Genomic DNA, 20,708 nt, shown 5'->3' with positions numbered 1-20,708 from the left:
AATATGGCAGATGTTGAAAAAAAGGACACCGTCATCATTGGTGCCGGACCCGGCGGTTATGTTGCCGCTATTCGGGCTTCTGAATTAGGCCAAAAGGTCACTTTAGTTGAAAAGTCCGATACCCTTGGTGGTGTCTGCTTAAACGTTGGTTGTGTACCTTCTAAGGCCTTGATTCAAGCGGGTCACCGTTTGGAACAAGCTAAAGATGGTTCCACCTACGGGATTTCTACGGAATCAGCTAAGATTGATTTCGCTAAGACTCAGGACTGGAAGCAAAAGAAGGTCGTTGATCGGATGACCAGCGGCGTTAAGATGCTGATGAAGAAGCACCACGTTGACGTTGTTAACGGGGAAGCTGTCTTCCTGAGTGACACCCAATTACGGGTAATGCCTACGGGCGAAAAGCAATTCATGTCCACTGATACGGGTCAGACCTTCGAATTCAATAACATTATTATTGCATCCGGTTCTCACCCAATCGAAATCCCTGGCTTCAAGTTTGAAGGTCGGGTCGTCGATTCTACTGGTGGCTTGAACTTGCCTGAAATCCCTAAGGAATTCGTTGTTATCGGTGGTGGGTACGTTGGTACCGAATTGGCTGGTGCTTACGCTAGCTTAGGTGCTCACGTAACGATCCTCGAAGGCACGAACTCAATTCTGCCTAACTTCACTAAGGACATGGTTTCCGTTGTGCTTAAGAAGTTGAAGAAGAAGGGCGTTGACGTCATCACCAACGCGATGGCTAAGAGTTCCAAGCAAGACGACAACAGTGTCAGTGTGACCTACGCTGTCGACGGCAAGGAATCTACGATCAAGGCTGACTACTGCATGGTCACCGTTGGCCGTAAGCCAAACACCGATGACTTAGGCTTGGAATACACCAAGGTTAAGTTGAACGACCATGGTCAAATCGAAGTCGATAACCAAGGCCGGACTGCCTCAGAACACATCTGGGCTGTCGGTGACGCTGTTCCTGGTGCTGCATTGGCTCACAAGGCCTTTGCCGAAGCCAAGACTGCTGCTGGTGCCATCTCCGGTAAGAAGACGGCTAACGACTGGCTCAGTGTGCCTGCTGTCTGCTTCTCCGATCCTGAAATTGCAACTGTTGGTTACAACGAAGCTGCAGCTAAGGACAAGGGGATCAAGGTCAAGACCGCGAAGTTCCCATTTGCTGGGAATGCTCGGGCCGTTTCATTGGACGCTCCTGATGGCTTTGTTCGGTTCATCTACACGGATGACGACAACAAGAACATCGTGGGTGCCGAAGCGGTTGGTCCTGAAGCCAGCACCATGGCTGGTGAATTATCAATCATCGTTAACGACGGCTTGAACGTTGAAGACGTTGCGTTGACCATTCACCCACACCCAACATTGAACGAACCAATCCAAGAAACTGCCGATATCGCGCTGGGCTTCCCAACTCATATCTAAAGTCACTTGTGATTGTGAAAAACAAAAAGGACTGCCAGCGATGGCGGCCCTTTTTTGTTTTGAGAGTGAGCTAACTGAAGGTTGACCCAAAATTAACGCGCTGATTGCTGTAACGACGGTGTTCCGACACCTAAAATTGGTGAAACCAGGCGCCTGCGTCAGGCTAGGGTGGGACCTGCTCTGAGGAACGTCTCCAGCCTGAAGGGCGGTTTTCCGCCTCGCTTGAAAGCCTGGAAAAACCCGCCAGTCTCTCAAGTCGTCCCGCGCTGTAGGCTGAGAAAAGCTCTCAGCCAACACCGCCGAAACAGCTGGCTCCACCCTGACTGCCTCCGGCAAGGTGGAGGTTATCAGTAACACTGTGGTAATCAAAGACTAGTCGTCAATGCAGATGCTATCTGGGGTTAAGGCAACTGTTACTAACACGCACTACCGTAGCCGAGAGTTCGCTAAATATGGGTTCAGCCGTGGGAGTTCCCTTAGCGACACGGTTCATGGCGCTTAGGGAACTGGCGTCTTTGAGACGCGAACTTCGGCTCAAAGCGAGGTGTCGAGACCGTTCTTTGGCTCGGCCCGTCCGCCCCAGCGTTCCAACCCATATTTAGCGAACGGTAGGCGGCCAGTTCGTATTGTGTGGCTGTAAACGACTATTTTTAGCGCACGTTTCAGTTATGTCATGGTGACGCGAACGGGCCTGGGAGAATTTGCCCCCAGGCTCGTTTGTTTTGCCCGTGAGCGCAAGCGGTTGCTAATGGGGCGGTTCGTAAAAAATCGAGGCTGCAACTTGCTATCCCGTGACGTTCACTTATAATGGAATTATGACTGACGAGACAAAGAGTCAAATCACTGTTCGTGAAGGAGGCGGTCACGCGTGAAACCGATGTTGATCGTGCAGGGAAACTTTGACCAGGCCAGCCGGCTGATTCGTCAGCTGTTGGTGGCGGATTTGCCATTGGACTGTGTCGTGATGCCCAATGTCACTGATGATACGCCGCGCTACCAGGCGTTGGTGGTTGCTAGCGCCTTGTGCCCGCAATTGACCTTGCGGGTGGGGACGGCCGCTGATTATGGCCAGGCAGATTGGCTGGTCATTTTAGACCGAGCCACCGCGACGACGGCGCCAGCCATGGAAGTCGCTGAGCTGCGGTTATTTATCAAGCGCATCGTGGAAAATGGGTTCAAGGGCCAGTTGGTCTTTGCCGGTGACCACGACGAATTATTGACCTATTTTGCCTGGAAATTCTCGGGCTTCAACCAGAGTCAAATCTGGGGACTGGGGACCTTTCCGCTGACACGCCTATTGACGTACCGGCTTGCGGAGCGCTTGGGCGTGGGGGCAGCGGCGGTCCAGGCGGCCGTGGTTGGGACGGCCGCTGATCCTATCGTTGCGTGGAGTCGGACCTACGTGGGCCCGGCACCGATTTTGATGTATTTGGCCAATGAAGATGCTCAGTTCAGCGCGGATGATTTGGGCAAGATGGGCAGCTGGCTGCAACGGGAGGCCCAAGAAGACCAACGCATGTTACGCTCAATGGCGCTGATTCAGCTGCTGCGGGCAGTGTTGGCTGAACAACCCCTGATTGCGCCAGTGACCAATTTACAGGCGGAGACGCCCGTATTTGCTGCCGCATCACCCGTGCTGGTGAATGCCAGTGGGGTCAAGCACCTGACGAATTTGGTGCTATCCGAAGATGAACAGCAGGCGTACACCGCCACCGTGACGACTTTACGAGAACAGATTGCGGCCATTGAAGGCCAGCAAACGGAAGGACGTGCCTAATGCAACCGAAGAATTATGCTTACCCCTTACAACCGGACTGGTCAACGGCCGATATTGTCGCCGTGACCACGCTTTATCAGCGGGTGGAAGACGCGTATGAATTGCCCCAAGGTGTGGCCAGCACGGCGTTGATTGCGGCCTACCGGGATTTTCAAGCGGTCGTGCCCCAGAAGTTTGAAGAAAAGCAACTGGATAAGGAATTTGAAGCAGCGGCGGGCTACAGTATTTACCGGACGATGAAACGTGCTCGCAGTGAAAGCGGGCAAATCAAGATGAAAGGACAGGCAAAGTCATGAGTCAAGACTGGCAGCAACTAAACACGGACGTCATTGCGTTACTCAAGGAGGCCCGGCAAAATGTTTTGCAAAAAATGCGCAATCCATTGACGGTCGCCGAAAAGACGAATCGCAAGGATTTAGTCACCAACGTGGATAAAGCCAATGAACAATTTTTGATCGCGGGGATTCGCCGACTAGACCCGACAGCGCAAGTTTTAGGTGAGGAAGGGTTTGGCGATCACCTGACCAGCTTGCAGGGTCGGGTGTGGATCGTGGACCCGATTGACGGTACCATGAACTTTGTGAAACAACAGGACAACTTCGCCATCATGATTGGCATTTACCAAGACGGCGTGGGGCAGTTGGGCTACATCTTTGATGTCATGAACAACGTCCTGTACCACGGAGGGCCGCAGCTGGGCGGCGTCTGGGCCAATGAGCGTCCGGTCAGTGCACCGGCCGACATTGCCTTGGCCGATGGCTTGATTGGCGCCAGTGGGCCGCTGGTTATTCACGATGTCGCGCACATGCAAAAGATTGTGCATGATAGTGCAGGCATGCGGATTTCCGGCAGTGCCGGCATTGAAATGATCAATATTATGAAGGGCGAGACGCTCGGTTACATTTCTCATCTGAAGCCTTGGGATATTGCGGCTGGTCAAGTCTTGATGAATACGCTCGGGGTTCAAGTCTCAACTATTGACGGCCAACCACTCGATATGTTATCATCTAACCTTGTACTAGTAGCGACGAAAAAAGCGCAACGTGATATTCTCCAAATCGAAGAAGATGACGTCTCACTGTGACCCTGTCACAGTTTTTTTATGCGGCTGGCCGATACGGATGGACTTTACCAGCTATTGACGCTACAATAAGCGTACTTACAGACGTAAGCATGCCGTGATCCATCTAATTCACCAAGCACGAAAGGAAGAAATACACTTGAAAATCAGAGATGATATCCGCAACATTGCCATCATTGCCCACGTTGACCACGGGAAGACGACCCTGGTTAATGAAATGATGAAACAATCCGACACGTTAGACGCACACACTTCTATTGAAGACCGTGCCATGGATACTAACGCTATCGAAAAGGAACGGGGCATTACGATCCTGTCCAAGAACACTGCCGTTCGTTACGGCGACAAGCAAATCAACATCTTGGATACCCCAGGACACGCCGACTTTGGTGGTGAAGTGGAACGGATCATGCGCATGGTTGACGGCGTTTTGCTGGTTGTCGATGCCTACGAAGGTACGATGCCACAAACCCGTTTCGTTTTGAAGAAGGCCCTCGATCAACACTTGACGCCCATCGTGGTCATCAACAAGGTTGACCGTGAAGGCGCCCGTCCTTCCGAAGTCGTTGATGAAGTCTTAGACCTCTTCATCGAATTAGGTGCCGACGAAGACCAATTGGACTTCCCAGTGGTTTACGCCTCAGCAATGAACGGGACTTCTAGCTACGAGCCAGAAATCTCCTCTCAAGAACACACCATGAAGCCAGTGTTTGATACGATCATCAAGCACATCCCAGCCCCAATTGACAACAGTGACGAACCCTTACAGTTCCAAGTTGCCATGCTCGATTACAACGATTTCGTTGGTCGGATTGGGATTGGCCGGATTTTCCGGGGTAAGATCAAGGTCGGCGACAGCGTTACGGTTATGAAGCTTGACGGTTCCAAGCAAAACTTCCGGGTAACCAAGTTATTTGGGTACTTTGGGTTGAAGCGGTTGGAAATCAACGAAGCTAAGGCCGGTGACTTGATTGCCGTTTCCGGGATGGATGAAATCAACGTTGGGGAAACTGTTGTGGCCCCTGACACGTTGGAACCACTTCCCGTCTTACGGATCGACGAACCAACGCTGCAAATGACTTTCCGGACCAACGACTCACCATTTGCTGGTCGCGAAGGGAAGTTTGTGACGTCTCGTCAAATCGAAGAACGCTTGAAGCGTGAATTGCACACCGACGTTTCCTTACGGGTTGACGACACCGATAACCCGGGTGCTTGGATTGTTTCCGGTCGTGGTGAACTGCACTTGTCCATCCTGATTGAAACGATGCGTCGTGAAGGCTACGAACTGCAAGCTTCTCGTCCAGAAGTTATTTACAGAACAATTGATAACCAACGTTGCGAACCATTTGAATCCGTTCAAATCGATACGCCAGACGAATACACCGGTTCAATCATTGACACGCTTTCCCAACGGAAGGGTGAAATGAAGAACATGGAAGCCGTTGGTAACGGCCAAACGCGTCTGACTTTCTTAGCCCCATCTCGTGGGTTGATCGGTTACTCGACTGAATTCTTGTCCTTGACTCGTGGGTACGGGATCATGAACCACACGTTCTCCAAGTACCTGCCAGTTATCAAGAACTGGAACCCAGGTCGTCACAACGGGACTTTGGTTTCCATCAACTCTGGTAAGGTTACGACTTATGCCATCATGGCCATTCAAGACCGGGGTACGATCTTTACCGAAGCCGGGACTGAAGTTTACGAAGGGATGATCGTTGGCCAAAACAGCCGTGACAACGACATCTCCGTCAATATCACCCGTGGTCGGAACCAAACCAACGTCCGGGCCGCCGGTTCAGAAGATATTGCCAAGGTTAAGACGCCATTGAAGATGTCTCTGGAAGAATCACTGGAGTTCATCAATGATGATGAATACTGTGAAATCACCCCAGAACACGTGCGTCTGCGGAAGCAAATCCTGAACACCAGCGAACGGGAAAAGGCTGCCAAGAAGCGGAAGACCGCTGCACGGAAGTAATTAAATTTAATCAAAACTTTAACGGTAAGACCAGTGGGGAAACTCATGGGCCTTACCGTTTTTTTGCGTGGTGGCGCAGGGTGGTGGGTTAAGATTCCGTTAATAACGGCACAGGTGGATTAACGGTTCCCAATGGAATCCCTGGTGTAGTATAATAAGACCATTCGATTACCGTTAATTGACGGTAGGCTTGGAGCGATTTCATCGTATGCGAAAGTTAAAATATTTAGATTATTGGTTACTGGTCCCGTATCTCATCTTGAGCGTCTTCGGTATCGTCATGGTCTATTCGGCCAGTGCGGATATCGGCTCACAAAATGGCGGGAGTCCGGGTAGCTATTTACTCAAACAGACCGTTTATGTCATCATGGGGCTGGTGATTTTGACCTTCATGGTGGCCATGAATATTAATAAGCTGCGCAACCGCAATTTACTGCGGTTGGCCGGGTACGTGGCCTATGGCGCATTGGCGTTTTTGCTGGTGATCGGGCAAACCGTTAACGGGGCCGCCGGGTGGATTCATCTGGGGCCAATCAACATTCAGCCGGCCGAATTTGTGAAATTTTACATCATTATCTGGCTGGCCAATGCGATTGCTCAGCGACAAGATGACCTGCAGACCTACACCTGGTGGTCGACCATGCGGCAGCCGTTGTTGGTTTGCCTGTTGATTTTAGGATTGATCTTTGCGCAACCCGATTTAGGTGGGATGGCCATCAACGCTGCCATCATGTTCGTGCTGTTTCTGAGCAGTGGGTTCAGTTCGCGGCTGGCGAAGGTGATTTTTACAGGGGCCGTCGTTGGCGGCTTCGGTGTGGTGATTCCACTTTTGGCTTGGATATCCGGGCTGTCGGTGGGACAGCACTCCTATCAGTTACAACGAATCGTGGCTTTCTTGAATCCCTTTAAGCACGCGCAGGGCGTTGGCCAACAATTGGTCAATTCTTATTATGCCATCAGTAACGGTGGCCTGTTCGGCGTCGGCTGGGGTAACAGTATCCAAAAGACCGGGTATTTGCCAGAACCCAACACCGACTTTATCATGGCCATTTTGACCGAGGAGTTGGGGCTCATCACGGCTCTAGGCGTCATTGCCCTGTTATTCTTGATCATTTTGCGGACCGTGCTGGTGGGTGTGCGGACCAACTCGACCTACCAGTCGTTGGTCTGCTACGGGGCGGCGACCTATTTGGCCGTGCAGACGGCGTTTAACCTGGGTGGGGTACTGGGCTTTCTTCCCATCACCGGGGTCACCTTTCCCTTCATCAGTTACGGGGGGTCCAGTACCTGGACGTTAGCGTTAGTCCTCGGTGTGGTGATGAATATCAGTGCCCGGCAGAAACGCTACCGGATGACACATTAATTAGAGGAGGTTAGACCATGGCATTTGAAATACAAGCACGTCAGAGCCTGATTGTGTACACGTATAGTCTGAAACAGACGCGTCAGCTCAAGCGCTACGGCACCGTGATGTACGTGTCCAAGAAGATGCGCTACGTGGTGTTATACGTCAATCAAGCAGACGTGGCCAGTTTGGCCGAACAATTGGGCAAGCTACGGTTCGTGAAACGCGTGGTGGCCTCAAAACGACCAGAGATCAGTGAAACATTTAACGGCGTGGCCGAAGAAATGGCCGCAGATAAGCAATCAGAGACAGAGGATGATGATGAATGAGAATTGTAGCAGGTGACTTTGGGGGCCGGCGGTTAAAGGCCGTGCCTGGTATGGCGACCCGGCCCACCACGGATAAGGTCAAGGAGGCCTTGTTCAACATTATTGGCCCGTACTTTGATGGCGGGCGAAGTCTGGACCTCTTTGCCGGATCGGGCGGTCTGAGCATTGAAGCCGTCTCACGGGGCATTGACCAGGCCGTCTTGATCGACCGGCAATATGCCGCCATCAAGACGATTCAGGACAACGTGGCCGTGACCAAGGTGCCAGAACGCTTTGAGATTTTAAAGCGCGACGCCAATCGGGCCGTTCAGGAGTTGGCCGACCGCGGCGACCAATTTGATCTGGTCTTCTTTGACCCGCCGTACGCCCAACAAAAGATCGTGGCCCAAATGACCCGGCTACGAGAGCTGCACCTGTTGACACCCACGGCGCGCATCGTGTGTGAGACGGACCAAAAGGCCCAATTGCCCGATAATATCGAGGGCTTTCACTTCATCGAACGGCGCGATTATGGGATTACCGAACTGACGATTTATGGGTTAGGAAGTGAAGACGAGTGACGATTGCAGTCTTTCCAGGAAGTTTTGACCCGTTGACCAACGGCCATTTAGACCTGATCACGCGGGCCAGCAAAATTTTTGACCACCTGATTGTGGCGGTTGGCCAGAACACCTCTAAGCGCGGCGTCTTTACCACCGACGAACGGGTGGCCTTTATCGAGGAGACGACCCGTGACATGGCCAACGTCTCGGTACGCGTCGAGAGTGGGTTGACGGTAGACTTTATGCGGGCCAGCCACGCCACCGTGTTGGTCCGGGGTATCCGCAATAGCGTGGACTTTGAATACGAGCAGGGCATTGCGGGGATGAACCGCACGCTGGATGCCAACGTGGACACGGTGTGCCTGATGGCCGCGCCTCAGTATCAATTTGTCTCCTCTAGCCTCTTACGGGAGGTGGCCCGCTTCGGTGGCGACCTCACTAACCTGGTTCCCCCAGTCGTGGCGCACGCCATGGTTGCGCGACTGGCAGGTGACCAGTAGATGGGCAAATTTACGCGACGTGAATGGCGTCAAATCATTATCACGGTCGGCCTCACGCTGTTGGTATTGGCCTTTTTCTTCCTGCCGTTGCCCAAGTACATCGAAGGACCGGGCGAGGCCGACAATTTAAAGACCTTTGTCAGCATGCCAGGTCATCCCGACAAGCACGCCGGCAAATACATGATTACCTCAGTCGCACTGTCACAGGCCCGGCCGGTCAGCTATTTGTACGCCAAGCTGAATCCCATTTACAGCATTGAAAGTGTGGACGACGTGACCGGTGGCCAGAGCAACGCCACCTACGACAAGGTGCAGGACTTCTACATGCAAAGCGCCATCAATGAGTCGATCTATACGGCCTATAAAGCGGCGCATAAGTCGGTCAAACGGCAGTATTTGGGCATTTACGTCTTGAGCGTGGATGACAAATCGCCGTTTGCCGGAACCTTGCGGGTGGGCGATACCGTGACGAAGGTGAACGGCCGTCATTTCAATTCTATGGTCGGCTACCAACACTACATTCAACGCCAAAAGGTGGGCCAATCCGCAACGATTACTTATCAGCATAATGGGAAGACGCGGCACGCCACCCGCAAGTTGATGCGGTTGCCGACCAAGAAGGCGGGCATTGGCATCACCCTAACCGATAACGTCAAGGTCACTGCCAAGCCTAAGGTCACGGTTGATCCCGGTCAAATCGGGGGGCCATCCGGGGGCTTAATGTTTAGCCTGCAGATCTACACGCAGGTCACCGGCAAGAACTTGCGTCACGGCCAAAAGATCGCCGGTACCGGAACGGTCGATGGTGACGGCAACGTGGGTGAAATCGGCGGTATCGACAAGAAAATCGTCGCGGCCAAAAAGGCGGGCGCCACCGTCTTCTTTGCGCCCTACGTCAAACCGTCTAAGCTCCTGTTGAAGTATGAGGAGCATCACCAAACCAATTACCAATTGGCGAAGGCGACCGCGAAGAAATACGCGCCGAACATGAAGGTTGTGCCGGTGAAGACCTTTAGTGACGCCGTGAAATATTTAGAAACACACCATTAGAGTTGAGAAGTGTGGGCTAGCAGGCGATTAGCCGGTGAACATTAAGGCTGGTCACCGAAGAATCTTAGTCTTTGGATGATTTGGTGAGCCGAAGCTGGCTGTCTGTTGACGTCCGTTTCAGCTATGTCAAGGTGAAGAAAACGGGCCCGGGAGGTTTTGTCCCCGGGCTCGTTTTCGTTTGGACGCAGTCGGTCCGGTTCATGGCGTTGTCACCCACTATTTTTGAAAAAAATAACCAAATTAAAAAATATCTGGCCCATTTTTACGGAGTTGAACCGTAAAGGGGGCAATGTGATGGGACAAAAAATTCAGGAATGGTGGCTGACCTTGCCACGGAAGCAACAGGTATTGGGACTAGTCGGGGTACTGGGCGTTTTGGTGATCGGCGGTTGGCTACTGTTGCGTCAACCGGCGCCCGCGGCCTTACCCGCTGCGATTCCACCGGCGACGACCAGCAGTAGTGGTCAATCGCATGCTACCGGTGCGCAGACCCAGGCGACGGCCACCAGTCAGGCCAGCAGTCACGATACCCGGGTCTTTGTGGATGTTCAAGGGGCGGTCCGTCATCCCGGACTCTACCAATTCACGGCGGAGATGCGGGTGGCGGATGCCATTAAAGCTGCTGGGGGCCTGGTCGACCGGGCTGACCGCCAACAGATCAATCTCGCAACGCGGCTGACGGATCAACAACAATTGTATTTGCCGTTGAAGGGGGAGAAACGCCCCGCAGCGGCCGCGAGTGGCAACGCGACTGTTGGTAGCAGCGCAACCGGTAGTGGGTCGGCGGCCAGCAGTGGCAGTGGCAGCGCGACCGTGGTCAATTTGAACACGGCCACGGTGACCGACCTGCAACAATTGACCGGTGTGGGGGCGAAGAAAGCGCAAAAAATCGTGGACTATCGTACGGAACACGGCAGTTTCCAGACGGTGGCGGACCTCGCGCAGGTGCCCGGCTTCGGCGAAAAAACCGTTGCTAATTTACAAGATCAACTCACCACTTAATGACTGGTGGTATACTTAAAACTAAAATTTGCAAAGGGGTAATCAACGTGAAACGCGAACGAATTCCTTGGGATCAATACTTTATGCTACAGGCGTTAGTCATTTCCACCAGAAGTACCTGCAACCGGCTGTCCGTCGGGGCGACGGTGGTTCGTGATAAGCGGATCATTGCGGCGGGCTATAACGGCTCTGTTTCGGGCGATGACCACTGCTTGGATGAGGGCTGTTACATCGTCGATGGTCACTGTGTGCGGACCATTCACGCGGAAATGAACGCCATTTTACAGTGTGCCAAGTTTGGCGAGGCCACGGATGGCGCCGAAATTTACGTCACGGATTTTCCGTGCCTGCAGTGTACCAAAATGTTACTGCAAGCGGGGATTCGTAAGATCACCTACATGCGCAATTACCACAATGACCCGTACGCCCAAAAGCTGATCGCCTTGAAGCACGTCGAATTGAATCAGGTCACGGTGGATCCCGCCTTGCTGGCGACCTTGCCGTTGGACCAACCTAAACAGGATTAGTGGCGAACCACGGCTTCTTAGCGGTATTGCCGGTCCTGGCACTCAGTGTGGCGTTGAGCGGACATCCCTGGGCCGGCAGCGGGCTCCTCTTGTTGGTGTTGGTGCGCGTGTGGACGCTGCATCACCGGCCGACCTGGTTGGTGACCTTGTTGCTCTTGGGGCTGTTTGGGGGGTATTGGCTGTGGCGTGACCACCAGCTGACGCAACGGCAACTGCCCTTCGACGTGGCCCGGACCATGACCGCGACCTTGCGGGTCCAACCGGATGCTGTTGCGGTGCGCGGGGCGATGTATTATTTCGTTGGTCAAAATAGCCAGACCGGTGAACGGTTGACCGTGCGTGGCGTGGCCAAGTCGGCCGCCGAACTGCAGACGTTGCAGCACCTGACCCGGCCCACGCTGTGGCAAGTGAGCGGTCAGGTCCAGGGCATCTTGCCCGCGACCAACTTCAATCAATTCGATGGCGCGGCATATTGGCGTCATCGCGGCATTGTTAACACCTTGAAGCTGACCAGCGTCACCCACCGAACGGCCGCTCCTTTAAGGTGGTGGGGCTGGTTTAGCGACTGGTGGCACGGGTGGCGTGCGTGGCTGATCCATTACTGCGAACGGCTCCCCGGGGCACTACGGGTATACGCCCTAGGCCTGTTGCCGGGGGCCAAAGCTGCGGAGACCATGACTGAACTACAGGGGATGCAGCGGCTGGGGCTGTTGCACTTATTTGCCATCTCCGGCATGCACGTGGCGCTGTTACTGACGGCCGTCGAGTGGGTGTGCGTGCATCTGCGCATCCAACGCGAGCACTGGGAATGGGGGATGCTTTTGGGGCTGCCGGCCTACTTCATCTTGGCTGGTAGCGGCAGTGGGGTGCTCCGGGCCTGCTTGATGCGGGGCGTCCAGCTGACAGGTAAACGGTGCCAGCGGCCCATCAGTACGCTGGATGCCTGGTCAATGGCACTGTTGATCGGCGTGTTCGTGAATCCCGGACTCTTATTTGAGTTGGGCAGTCAGTTGAGTTACGGTTTGTCGTTAGGGCTCATTTTATTGCGTGAGGAATCGCGCGCCTGGCGGCAGGGAGGTCTGACTCTGCTAGGCTTGCCCAGCTTGTTGACGGGCGTGTTTCAGTGGCACAGCCTGACACTACTCGCCAATTGGGCGGTGGTTCCGTTATTTCCCGTACTCATCTTGCCGTTGACGCTGGTGGGGACGGTACTTCATCCCTGGCTGCCCGTGATCAGTCGCGGTTGTGCCTGGGCGCTGCAACAATTCGATGCCGGTTTGGCCTGGTTCGCGCGACTGCCGGGCAACGTGCCTTTTGGCAAGCCGGCCTGGTGGGTGGCCTGGTTGTGGCTGGCGGGGACCTGGTGGTTGTTCACCCGGCCACCGCAACATCGCCGCAAGTGGCTGATCGGCTTACTGGCCAGTTACGGCCTGGTCTACGGGGCGATTCACTTGCCGTTGAGCGGTGAGGTGACTTACTTTGACGTGGGTCAGGGCGACAGTATTTTGATTCGCGAGCCCTTCAATCGGCGGGTCAGTTTGATCGATACCGGCGGACGCTTGGGCTTTCGCCAGCCAGACTGGGTCCCCAAGACACCGCCTAGCTATGCGGCACTACGGACCAACATCAATTATCTGAAAAGTCGCGGTCTCGATCACGTAGACGATCTGTATTTGACCCACCACGATGCGGACCACATCGGCGATCTGCTGGCTTTCTTGCAGGAGCTTCACGTCAAGCGTCTGTTGGTTCCGGCGGGGATGGAGGCGGAGCCGGCCTGGCAACAAAAACTGGCGGGCAAACTCCCCCCAGTGGTTCCCATCAAAACGGGGCAGGCTTTGCCACTATTGGTGCGGCACCCGGATCACGCCGCGCCGGCGGAAAATGAGAATTCGCTGGCGTTGCAGGGGACCTTTGGCGGCCTGAATTTTCTGTTCATGGGCGACTTGGACCAGGCGGGTGAACGAAAAATGTTGGCGGCGGATGCGCAGCTGCGTACCGACGTGTTAAAATTAGGACATCACGGCAGTAAGACGGCCTCTGCGCCCGAATTTATTGCGCAACTGCGGCCACGCTGGGCGATTATTTCCGCTGGCCGGCAAAATCGCTACGGCCATCCCAATGCGGAAACGCTGGCGACATTGCGAGAACAAAACGTCCCCGCGGTCAGTACCCAGACCAGTGGGATGATTCGCTACACGTATCGCGGCGCGCAGGGCTATTGGCAAACTAAACTTAAAGGGGCACACGAATCGTGACAATTACGGAACTCTTAAAAACATTAAAGACGGGCGGACAACTGGCCAATGTGTACCTGATCTTGGGGCAAGCGGATTATTTACAGCGCCGACTCAAGGCGGGCTTCAAGCAGGTCGTCCCAACCGAAGAACAGGCCATGAATTTTGCCAGTTATGACATGGATACGGTCCCACTGGCAGTGGCGCTCGATGACGCCATGGCCGCACCGTTCTTTGGGGAACGCCGGGTCGTGTGCATCGACAATCCCCAATTTCTAACGGGGGAGACCAAGAAACAAAAGGTCGACCACGACATCGACAGCCTGCAGACGTACCTGGGGTCACCGATGCCCAGCACCGTGCTAGTCTTCTTTGCGCCGTATGAAAAATTAGACGGCCGCAAGAAGGTCAGCAAGCAGTTAAAAAAAGTGGCGACGACGATTGAAATCGGCAATTTCTCCGAGCGCGACGTCCGCCAATTTGTGACGAACCAGTTGAAACAAGACGGCTACACCATGGCACCGGCCGCTTTAAACGAGCTGATTCAGCGTACGGATGCCGATTTGACGCTGATGATGAGTGAATTGCCCAAGCTGGAATTATTTGCCTTGCCGCAAAAGACCATCGACCGCGACGCCGTCACCGGGCTGGTGACCCAGACGTTGACGCAAAACGTGTTTGACCTGGTCAACCGAGTCTTGGCCAAGAATACGGCGGGGGCGGTGACGCTTTACCGCGAGCTCTTACAGGCCAAGGAAGAACCCTTGCGGATCAATGCCATCTTGCAGGGGCAATTCCGCCTGTTGATTCAGACCAAGGTCTTGGCCAAGCAGGGATACAGCCAAGGCAAGCTGGCCAGTATTCTCAAGGTCCACCCGTACCGCATCAAGCTGGCCTTGCAGAGTCAACGGCGGTTTTTACTGACCGACCTGAACCGTGCCTACCTGGGGCTCTTTCGCGTCGAACAGCAGATGAAGTCTTCGACTATGGACCCGGAAATGCTGTTTTCGCTGTTTATGACGCAGTTTGCCGGACAGGTGGCTTAGGGGAAGTTGGTCGCCGTAATGATGGTGTTCTGACATCTAAAATTGATGAAACCAGGCAGCACTGTGTTAATTAACGGTAGGCGACGAGTTCTTATCCGGTGGCTGTAAACGACTATTTTTGACGCCATGAATCGCCTGCTAACAGTCGTTTCAACTAATTTCCTTCTTTCAACTTTCAGAGCAGTAAAAAGGCTAAGATCAGTGCCGCAACCATCATGGGTGGCACTGATCTTAGTCCTTTTTTGATTGATAGATTTCGCGAAGGGCAACGACTCATGGGCGGTTTTACAAAAAAGGAGGCCGACCACAAATTGGTCGACCTCCTGATTGCATCATCTAATCGTTTTGATTAATTGATTACTTAGCTAAACGTGCAGCCATCCGTGACTTGTCACGAGATGCCTTGTTCCGCTTGATCAAGCCCTTTGAAGCAGCCTTGTCAACTGCGGCACTAGCTTGGCGGAATAAGTCTTCCGCGTTGTCGGCACCAGCGGTCTTAGCTTGTTCAAAACGCTTAACGGCAGTCCGCATAGCGCTTAACTGTGCAGAGTTACGTTCGTTAGCCTTAACGTTAGTCTTGGCACGTTCGATTGCTGATTTGATAATTGGCATGAAAATTTCACCTCCGAATGAGAAATCCTTAGTACCGGAAATCTTAATTTCAACGTATGTTATTATACAGAAGGCTAGGACCGAATGCAATAGCTAGTCGAGATAAATGTAAAGTAATTTTACTTGATAGGCGTTAATGGGAAAAGACTTGCACTTTTAGCCAAAGTCCCGTATAGTAGATAACTGTGCTGCGGCACAAACCCCTAACTTAGTTCGCCTGGCGGCCACTGCCGACTTACTCAGTTTCGGGCACTTATTTGAAAGGTGGTATATTTACCATGGCTATTAGTCAAGCAAAGAAAAACGAAATCATCAAGCAATACGCTCGTCACGAAGGTGACACGGGTTCTACTGAAGTCCAAGTTGCCGTTTTGACCGCTGATATCAACGAAATCAACGTTCACATGCAACAACACCGGAAAGACTTCCACTCACAACGTGGGTTGATGAAGAAGATCGGTCACCGTCGTAACTTATTAGCTTACTTACGGAAGACTGACGTTCAACGTTACCGTGAATTAATCAAGAGCTTAGGTCTGCGTCGTTAATTCGCCGCACCGGAGTCCCTGGCCAATCCTGGCTGGGGGCTTTTTCTTTTGCCCAATTGTTATCTTAGTACTGCTCACCGCTAAAGTATGGTAGAATGGAGAAAGATTTAATTATGGACGAATCTGGGCTTTGTGACCCAGCAGAAAATGCTGACGGTATTGGTCAGGATTGTTAAAACTATACGAAGATTCTTGAGGTGAACTTATGAGTGCAAAGATTAAGATTATCCCGTTTGGCGGTGTTCGCGAAAACGGGAAGAACATGTACGCCGTCGATGTTAACGGCGGAATTTACATTTTAGATTGTGGGTTAAAGTATCCGGAAAATGAACTTTTGGGGATCGACGTGGTCATTCCCGATTGGGCCTACCTTCGCGAAAATAAGGAGCGGATCGTCGCTGTCTTCTTGACGCACGGCCATGCCGATGCCATTGGTGCGCTGCCTTACTTTTTGAGTGAGTTCAACGTTCCCGTGTTTGGGTCAGAAATGACGATTGCCTTGGCTAAAATTGGCGTTGCCGCTGAACCCAACGTGAAGGGCTACGATGATTTCCACGTAATTGATGAAAAGACCGAAATCGACTTCGGTGACGTGGTCGTTTCCTTCTTCTCCACGACCCACTCGATTCCAGAATCGCTGGGGATCGACTTGAAGACGGATGAAGGCCAAATCATCTACACCGGGGACTTTAAGTTTGACCAAACGGCTAAGACTGGTTATCAAACGGATTACGCGCGGTTAGGGGCCATCGGTCAAGCCGGGGTCTTAGCCGTCTTGAGTGACTCCGCCAACGCTGAAAATCCGGCCATGAATGCGTCGGAACAAACGATTGCCGAAGATATTGAAGAAACGTTCCATTACCAAAACGGCCGGGTCATCGTGGCCTGTGTGGCGTCGAATATTTTGCGGATTCAACAGGTCTTTGACGCCGCCCAACAAACTGGCCGCAAGGTGTGCCTGATGGGCCAAGATTTGGAAAAAATCGTGAACACGGCCATGAAGCTGGGCAAATTGGTCTTTGCCGATGACTTACTGGTCACGCCAGAACAATTGGATAGCCTAGAGCCGGGCGAGACGGTCATCTTACAGACCGGGAAGATGGGCGAACCCATCAAGGCCTTACAACGCATGGCCAACAAGCAAGAAAAGGATTTGAACATCCAAGAAGGCGACTTGGTCTACATCACGACCACGCCATCTCACGCCATGGATACGACCGTGGCCCAGACCCGTGACATGATCTACCGGGCCGGTGGCGAAGTCAAAGCCATTTCGGATGACTTGAACTCATCGGGTCACGCCTATAAGCGCGACTTACAATTAATGCTGAACTTGTTGAAACCGAAATATTTGGTTCCCATTCAAGGGGAATACCGGTTATTAAATGCGCACGCCAATGCTGCGTTGGAATTGGGAATGCCGGCCGACCACATCTTTATTTTGGCCAAAGGGGATGTGCTGACTTATGCCGACGGCCAAATGAGCCTGGGCGAAGGCATTGACGTCACGGATACCATGATCGACGGTATCGGCGTTGGTGACATCGGAAATATCGTCTTACGTGACCGGAAAGTCTTGGCTGATGACGGTATCTTTATCGCGGTCGTGACGATCGATCGCAAGAAGAAACAGATCGTCGCTGATCCCAAGATTACGTCGCGGGGCTTCGTTTACGTGAAGGCCAACAAAGATCTGATGCAAGAAAGTGCCCAGATCATTCGCAAGGCGGTTCAAAATAACCTAGACAACAAGGAATTTGACTGGGGCCATTTGAAACAAGACGTGCGTGAACACCTGAGCCACTACTTGTTCGAGCAAACGCACCGGCGGCCAGTGATCTTACCGGTCATTATGGAAGTCAATCAACATCATCGCCGCAGCACCGGCAAGGCCAAGGAAAACGGTAAGGCCGCGACATCGGCGCCAGCAGCGAAGGCCAAAAACAAGAATAAGGCCAAGAAACCGGCTAAGGCGGCCAAGTCCGACCAACCGGCCACTGCCAACAAACCACATCGTAACCGGAAGCGCCGGCACAGTAAGAAACCCGCCGCTACGGCCGAGAAAAAAGCTTAATTAAAACGGGCCAACCGCAAGTCGCGGGTGTGGTCCGTTTTGGCTTCTCTATTTTTAGGAGGAAACGACCATGTCAGATTTTTCCAGTCCTGCCGCCCGGGATAATGCCTTTAAACGGGCCGTAGCGGCCTTTGACGACCGTCGCTGGTCAACAGCCAGTGCGCTGTTTGAAACGCTGTATCACGACCAGCAAACGCCAGAATTGAACCGCTATTTGGTCGCCAGTCTCTACCATGACCAAAAGTACCTGTTAGCCGAACAATATGCCGCCGAACAGGATCCGGTTTATTTGGATTCTGCGCAGCATTTTCAGTTGCGACTGGACGTGGCCTTGAAGAACCAACAATTTATTTTTGCCCGGGAATTTTGTCAGGTCGCGCAAGCGGATAGTTGGCGGGCGGGGGGCTTGACCCAGGTGGAAGCTGCCGAAGCCGCGGCCACCACGGAGCTGGCCGCCACCCAGCGAGTCATCGCCAAACAATTTTATCACTTAGGTGACGTGCCCTTTAACGAGCAGCGCCAGCGCCTGGAACGGGCCCGGCAGTTACCGCTAGCGCTATACTTGCAGGGGGTCCAGTATCTGTTAGTCGATCCCTTCTTGCATCCGCTTTTGCGTGCTGATTTGTTGGAGGGACTGATGCGCTTGCACGTGACACAGACCGTGAAGCTCCATTGGCTTGATGACCAGGTCTATCCGGTGGACACCGGCGAACTTCAGCCGGTCAATGCCAGCAAGGCGGCCGGGGCCATTCAAGCGTATTTGCAAAATGATTTGGGACAAATGGATCCCATGTTGGCAGCGAATTTACAACAGACGGTGACTCTGCAGCTGATGATGCTGTATCCGTTTATTGATCGGGTCATCACGTCACCGGTTGCTTGGGTCCAAACCATCGCCGGGTTGCCGCTGACGACGACCCTCAGCGACCAAGACACAAAAACCATGCAAAGCTGGCAAACGACGCTGAACCGCTATATGGCTGAACTTTTCGGCGCAATTGACCATTAAAATCCGGAAAAACTCGAAAATGAGTGAAATTTTAGTTTACAAATAATTCTTCAGCATATATACTGGTCAAGGATTCTTTTTTGGGAGGGTTCCAGCTTTCCCTTTCTGAAAAGAAGTAGTATAATTTTACGCAAAGGGTGATTTGTTTTCTTCGGAAGACGGGTTGCACTTGCGATAAAATACAGGAGGGTTTCATTAATGGCTGAAAAAGAACATTATGAAAGAACTAAACCCCATGTAAATATTGGTACTATTGGCCATATTGACCATGGGAAAACGACGTTAACTGCTGCAATCACTAAGGTACTTGCTGACAAAGGTTTAGCAAAGGCCGAAGATTACGCTGATATCGATGCTGCTCCAGAAGAACGTGAACGTGGTATCACGATCAACACTGCCCACGTTGAATACGAAACTGAAAAGCGTCACTATGCGCATATCGATGCCCCAGGACACGCTGACTACATCAAGAACATGATCACTGGTGCTGCCCAAATGGACGGTGCTATCTTGGTTGTTGCCGCTACTGATGGTCCTATGCCACAAACCCGTGAACACATTTTGCTTGCTCGCCAGGTTGGTGTTGAATACATCGTTGTCTTCTTAAACAAGACTGACCTTGTTGACGATGACGAACTGGTTGACTTAGTTGAAATGGAAGTTCGTGAGCTGTTGTCTGAATACGATTACCCTGGTGACGATATTCCAGTTGTTCGTGGTTCAGCTTTGAAGGCTCTTGAAGGCGACGAAGAACAAGAAAAGGTTATCCTTCACTTAATGGATATCGTTGACGATTACATCCCAACGCCAGAACGTGAAAACGACAAGCCATTCTTGATGCCAGTTGAAGATGTCTTCACGATCACTGGTCGTGGGACTGTTGCTTCTGGCCGTATCGACCGTGGGACTGTTAAGATTGGTGACGAAGTTGAAATCGTTGGTTTACATGACGACGTATTGAAGACGACTGTTACCGGTCTTGAAATGTTCCGGAAGACGTTGGACCTTGGTGAAGCCGGGGATAACGTCGGTGCTTTGCTTCGTGGGATCAACCGTGAACAAGTCGTTCGTGGTCAAGTTTTGGCTAAGCCAGGCTCGATCCAAACGCACGAAAAGTTCAAGGGTGAAGTCTACATCTTGAGCAAAGAAGAAGGTGGCCGTCACACGCCATTCTTCTCAAACTACCGTCCACAATTCTACTTCCACACCACTGATATCACTGGTGTTATCGAATTGCCTGATGGCGTAGAAATGGTTATGCCTGGTGATAACGTGACGTTCACTGTTGAACTGATCCAACCAGCTGCCATTGAAAAGGGTACGAAGTTCACTGTTCGTGAAGGTGGCCACACCGTTGGTGCCGGTACCGTTACGGAAATTGACGACTAATTTTAATTAATTAGCGTATCTGCAAGAGGGGTCGAAAAGTTAACTTTTCGGGCCCTTTTGTTTTGGCCAAAAATGGTACGGGGGTCGGTTGACCGGCCACGTTTTCAATGGCTCTTTGTCAACCGGTGTTGATGGGGAGAATTTGAGAGGTTCAATTCACTTACGAATTGGGCCTCTTTTTTGGACCCGAATATTGAATTCAATCTGTATTCTGTAGTGGAAGTT

The 20,708-nt window shown here is 52.5% G+C and carries 19 protein-coding genes; 18 read left to right on the top strand and 1 reads right to left on the bottom strand.

The window, feature by feature from the left end; all coding sequences use genetic code 11:
- The first annotated feature begins 3 nt into the window (after positions 1 to 3).
- From lpdA to holA, 14 genes are all read left to right on the top strand, one after another.
- A complete protein-coding gene (gene lpdA / locus EGT51_RS10575; protein ID WP_135368673.1) occupies positions 4 to 1,431 on the top strand; it encodes a dihydrolipoyl dehydrogenase in 1,428 nt (475 codons plus the stop codon).
- Between the two features lie 877 nt (positions 1,432 to 2,308).
- A complete protein-coding gene (locus EGT51_RS10570) occupies positions 2,309 to 3,208 on the top strand; it encodes a lactate dehydrogenase (RefSeq protein ID WP_225428720.1) in 900 nt (299 codons plus the stop codon).
- Complete coding sequence (locus tag EGT51_RS10565; protein WP_135368671.1) at positions 3,208 to 3,504, top strand: UPF0223 family protein; 297 nt, start codon at positions 3,208 to 3,210, stop codon at positions 3,502 to 3,504. The genes EGT51_RS10570 and EGT51_RS10565 overlap by 1 nt, the downstream gene beginning before the upstream one ends.
- On the top strand, positions 3,501 to 4,292 hold the full coding sequence (locus EGT51_RS10560; protein WP_135368670.1) for an inositol monophosphatase family protein: 792 nt from the start codon (positions 3,501 to 3,503) through the stop codon (positions 4,290 to 4,292). Before EGT51_RS10565 ends, EGT51_RS10560 begins: the two co-directional genes overlap by 4 nt.
- 136 nt (positions 4,293 to 4,428) lie before the next feature.
- Positions 4,429 to 6,273, top strand: coding sequence for a translational GTPase TypA (typA, locus tag EGT51_RS10555; RefSeq protein WP_135368669.1), 1,845 nt, complete (start codon positions 4,429 to 4,431; stop codon positions 6,271 to 6,273).
- Between the two features lie 208 nt (positions 6,274 to 6,481).
- The gene (locus EGT51_RS10550) at positions 6,482 to 7,636 is read left to right on the top strand and encodes an FtsW/RodA/SpoVE family cell cycle protein (protein ID WP_135368668.1); all 1,155 of its coding nucleotides are present in this window, start codon (positions 6,482 to 6,484) and stop codon (positions 7,634 to 7,636) included.
- A 17-nt stretch (positions 7,637 to 7,653) separates the two neighbouring features.
- Positions 7,654 to 7,947, top strand: a complete 294-nt coding sequence (locus tag EGT51_RS10545; RefSeq protein WP_135368667.1) for a YlbG family protein — start codon at positions 7,654 to 7,656, stop codon at positions 7,945 to 7,947.
- A complete protein-coding gene (gene rsmD / locus EGT51_RS10540) occupies positions 7,944 to 8,507 on the top strand; it encodes a 16S rRNA (guanine(966)-N(2))-methyltransferase RsmD (RefSeq protein ID WP_135368666.1) in 564 nt (187 codons plus the stop codon). The genes EGT51_RS10545 and rsmD overlap by 4 nt, the downstream gene beginning before the upstream one ends.
- Positions 8,504 to 8,989 (top strand): pantetheine-phosphate adenylyltransferase, encoded by a 486-nt coding sequence (coaD, locus tag EGT51_RS10535; RefSeq protein WP_135368665.1) that lies wholly within the window; start codon positions 8,504 to 8,506, stop codon positions 8,987 to 8,989. Before rsmD ends, coaD begins: the two co-directional genes overlap by 4 nt.
- Positions 8,990 to 10,039 carry a SepM family pheromone-processing serine protease gene (locus EGT51_RS10530; protein WP_135368664.1) on the top strand — a complete coding sequence of 350 codons (1,050 nt, stop codon included), beginning with the start codon at positions 8,990 to 8,992 and terminating at the stop codon, positions 10,037 to 10,039.
- 294 nt (positions 10,040 to 10,333) lie between these two features.
- Positions 10,334 to 11,041 carry a ComEA family DNA-binding protein gene (locus tag EGT51_RS10525; protein ID WP_135368663.1) on the top strand — a complete coding sequence of 236 codons (708 nt, stop codon included), beginning with the start codon at positions 10,334 to 10,336 and terminating at the stop codon, positions 11,039 to 11,041.
- A gap of 47 nt (positions 11,042 to 11,088) precedes the next feature.
- The gene (locus EGT51_RS10520; RefSeq protein WP_125577210.1) at positions 11,089 to 11,568 is read left to right on the top strand and encodes a ComE operon protein 2; all 480 of its coding nucleotides are present in this window, start codon (positions 11,089 to 11,091) and stop codon (positions 11,566 to 11,568) included.
- Positions 11,568 to 13,826: a DNA internalization-related competence protein ComEC/Rec2 gene (locus EGT51_RS10515; RefSeq protein ID WP_135368662.1), complete on the top strand. Its 2,259-nt coding sequence runs from the start codon at positions 11,568 to 11,570 to the stop codon at positions 13,824 to 13,826. The genes EGT51_RS10520 and EGT51_RS10515 overlap by 1 nt, the downstream gene beginning before the upstream one ends.
- Positions 13,823 to 14,851 carry a DNA polymerase III subunit delta gene (gene holA / locus EGT51_RS10510; protein ID WP_135368661.1) on the top strand — a complete coding sequence of 343 codons (1,029 nt, stop codon included), beginning with the start codon at positions 13,823 to 13,825 and terminating at the stop codon, positions 14,849 to 14,851. Before EGT51_RS10515 ends, holA begins: the two co-directional genes overlap by 4 nt.
- 357 nt (positions 14,852 to 15,208) lie before the next feature.
- On the opposite strand, the gene rpsT is transcribed toward holA, so the two are convergent.
- The gene (gene rpsT, locus EGT51_RS10505; protein ID WP_135368660.1) at positions 15,209 to 15,463 is read right to left on the bottom strand and encodes a 30S ribosomal protein S20; all 255 of its coding nucleotides are present in this window, start codon (positions 15,461 to 15,463) and stop codon (positions 15,209 to 15,211) included.
- 278 nt (positions 15,464 to 15,741) lie between these two features.
- Between rpsT and rpsO the strand changes: the two genes are divergently transcribed.
- The 4 genes from rpsO to tuf all read left to right on the top strand — a co-directional run bounded on the left by rpsO (position 15,742) and on the right by tuf (position 20,483).
- Positions 15,742 to 16,011: a 30S ribosomal protein S15 gene (gene rpsO / locus EGT51_RS10500; protein WP_125577216.1), complete on the top strand. Its 270-nt coding sequence runs from the start codon at positions 15,742 to 15,744 to the stop codon at positions 16,009 to 16,011.
- Positions 16,012 to 16,216: 205 nt separating this feature from the next.
- A complete protein-coding gene (locus EGT51_RS10495) occupies positions 16,217 to 18,085 on the top strand; it encodes a ribonuclease J (RefSeq protein ID WP_135368659.1) in 1,869 nt (622 codons plus the stop codon).
- A 70-nt stretch (positions 18,086 to 18,155) separates the two neighbouring features.
- A complete protein-coding gene (locus EGT51_RS10490) occupies positions 18,156 to 19,094 on the top strand; it encodes a hypothetical protein (RefSeq protein WP_135368658.1) in 939 nt (312 codons plus the stop codon).
- A 198-nt stretch (positions 19,095 to 19,292) separates the two neighbouring features.
- Positions 19,293 to 20,483: an elongation factor Tu gene (tuf, locus tag EGT51_RS10485; RefSeq protein ID WP_125577222.1), complete on the top strand. Its 1,191-nt coding sequence runs from the start codon at positions 19,293 to 19,295 to the stop codon at positions 20,481 to 20,483.
- Positions 20,484 to 20,708 lie beyond the last annotated feature (225 nt).

The organism is Levilactobacillus suantsaiihabitans (genome assembly GCF_004745505.1).
Taxonomy (GTDB): Bacteria; Bacillota; Bacilli; order Lactobacillales; family Lactobacillaceae; genus Levilactobacillus; species Levilactobacillus suantsaiihabitans.
This window is presented reverse-complemented; position numbering and strand designations above follow the sequence as displayed.